At 42.8% G+C, this 2,738-nt stretch carries 1 protein-coding gene; it reads right to left on the bottom strand.

Annotated features, from left to right (window positions below):
- On the bottom strand, positions 1-2,738 hold a 2,738-nt coding region (locus tag JXQ92_RS19155; protein WP_421988263.1), incomplete at both ends, for a YDG domain-containing protein.

Here is a 2,738-nt window from a genome sequence, read left to right as displayed (position 1 = left end):
CTTTTCTCGTTATTGTCGAAACGGAAGGCACAGAGGTATCAATGATCACATTAAAGGCACTACCTTCCACACTTTCGTTACCTGCTGTATCCATAGCTTTAGCTGTCAGGCTGTAACTCGCATCACTTAAAGTAGCTCCAGTATGGTCAAAGCTGAAATCTCCATTAACATCTGCCTTGGTCGTACCAATACTAACGCCGTCAATAAAAACTTCTACCGAAACATCGGCCTCTGCCGTACCTATAATGATAAGTGTGTTATCATTCGTGATGCCATCGCTACCACTATCTTCACTGATACTGCTAACTACTGGTGCTGATGGAGCTATCGTGTCTATCGTAACATTCAATGCACCACTTTCTCCACTTTCATTACCTGCCTCATCGGTCGCCTTAGCTGTTACCACTAATACGCCGTCTTCGACAGGGCTACTGCTATTATACACCATGGTCCAATTACCTTCAATATCTGCACTTGTTGTGCCGACACTAAGGCCGTTTAAGAATACTTCAATTGTACTATTTGCTTCAGCTGTACCGTTTATATCTGGTGTATCATCGTTGGTGATTTGATCTGCACCGTTGCTGCCACTATCAGTAGTAATGCTACTCACTACTGGTAAGTCAGGAGCTGTAGCATCTTTGCTAGTACTGCTAGTCGCTGCCGGACCAATATTGCCTGATGGGTCGGTCAATGTCACTGATAAACTCAACGTACCATCTCCAAGGTCTGATAAGTCAGTTAATGTAATCTGATCGGTTGTTGTATTGATCGTACCTGTTCCAGTCACATCACTGCCACCACCATTTGAACTGACTGTGTAGTTATAAGTAGCTCCTACTTCTGCACCAGTGAAGGTAAATGTACTTGTTGTTGTTTCTGCTCCTCCGATCAACGCATCGTCCATGGTTACGGCATAACCACTTGGAGGGGTGATGTCATCATCATCTATTATGGTGATTGTCTGCTGCTGTGTACCATTTTCTGTACCATTAGTCACAGAGGTAATGTCAACAATAATGGTCTCAGGGCCTTCTCCCTCTGTATCTTGGATTGCAGTTAGCCCTACAGCAGCATCTGCTGAGGTCTGACCTGCCAAAATAGTAATCCAAGTACTGGCTGTGCTATTGTAATCCGTACCATTTGCAGCAGTACCTGAATAACCCAAGTTCACCTTCACATCCCGACCAGATATTGCTGATAGTGTCGCAGTCATGCTTGTTGTACCTGCGGCTTCCAAAATAGAATTTGTTCCTGTTGATAAACTAACTGTTGGCTCCGCATCATTATCGGTAATGGTATAGATCAAGGTTGGCTGTACTCCTAGTATGGCATTAGTAGGATTGGAAAGAGTGATTATGATTGTTTCGTTATCCTCGTCTAAGGCATCATCAACAATTCCTGTTAAAGGGAAGGTTCTGGTTACATCCCCTGGATCAAAAGTAAAACTACCATCGGCAAGGGTATAATCTACCCCTCCTCCTGTTGCAGTTCCCGTTACTGCATAATTTACAGTTACAGTCTTACCGCTAGCTCCGCTTATTGATATTGGCAAGTCTTGAGTTTCTTCACTTTCTGATTGACTATCTGTTGCTATATCAAACTGTACAGTTGGTGCATCATCATTATCCGTAATCGTAAAGGTATGGACTGTATTAGTTCCTAATGTCGCATTGGTTGGAGCAGACAATGTAACAATTACTGTCTCATCTATTTCATCTAATGCATCATCGATAACAGCAATTGAAATATTACTACTTGTGCTATTTGGATCAATGGTTAACACACCATCGGCTAGCAAATAATCAGTATTTGACCCTGAGGCTGAGCCAGTAATCGTATAATTAACTCTGACAGTCGCTGCTGTTGCTGAAGATAAAGCAACATTCAGGTTTGCAGTGCTTATTGATTCTAATTGACTGCTACTTGTAGCTGAAAAAGCGACCGTAGGTTGTGTAATATCAGCTGTAAGGGTTGGTTGTATTACCACATAGTTACCGGCATCTGATCCTATTAGAGAATAACCTGTTGTGGAAATTGTAATATTGATACCAATAGTCGCGCTCGCAAAAGTGAAAACAGGAACACCATCCAATATCACATCATCTACACCAATAACACCACTCAAAGCAGGACTGCCGCTAGCACTGGCTATTGTAGTGCCATCGAAAATTTTATTATCCCCTTTTAATCCTGTAACCGTTAACTCCTTGGTGGTGATATCAGCTGATAAAGTAGGTTGAGTAACCTTATAATTGTCTGCATCGGTGCCTGTTAAGGTATAAATACCTGTTGCCGAGACAGCAATGTCTGTCCCGACATTATCACTCGCAAAGATGAAGGCACTTGGGCTATCATCTATAGTCACCTCATCGCCATTCTCTATACCTACCAAACTGACTGAGCCCACTGTAGCCGTCGTTGTTTTATCATAGGTCTTATTATTAACGGCGATGTTGACCGTCAGGGCCTTAGCCGTGATGTCTGCCGTTAAGCCTGTTGGTTGTATAACTGTGTAATTACTAGCTGCGTCTCCGGTGATTGAATAATTACCCGAGGTTGTAACATTGATATCTGCTCCTACATTGGCATTTTCAAAGGCAAAATCTGGAGACCCACTTAATTCAACAACGTCCCCATCGATAACACCGACTAAACTTGCTTCACCGACTGTTGCCGTTGTCGTTTTATCATAGATCTTACTATTAGCGGTGACGTTGACCGTTAAGGCCTTAGCC

Source organism: Roseivirga sp., assembly GCF_049099775.1.
Classification (GTDB): Bacteria; Bacteroidota; Bacteroidia; order Cytophagales; family Cyclobacteriaceae; genus Roseivirga.
The sequence above is the reverse complement of the archived record's forward strand: the minus strand, read 5'-3'. Positions and strand labels throughout refer to the sequence as shown.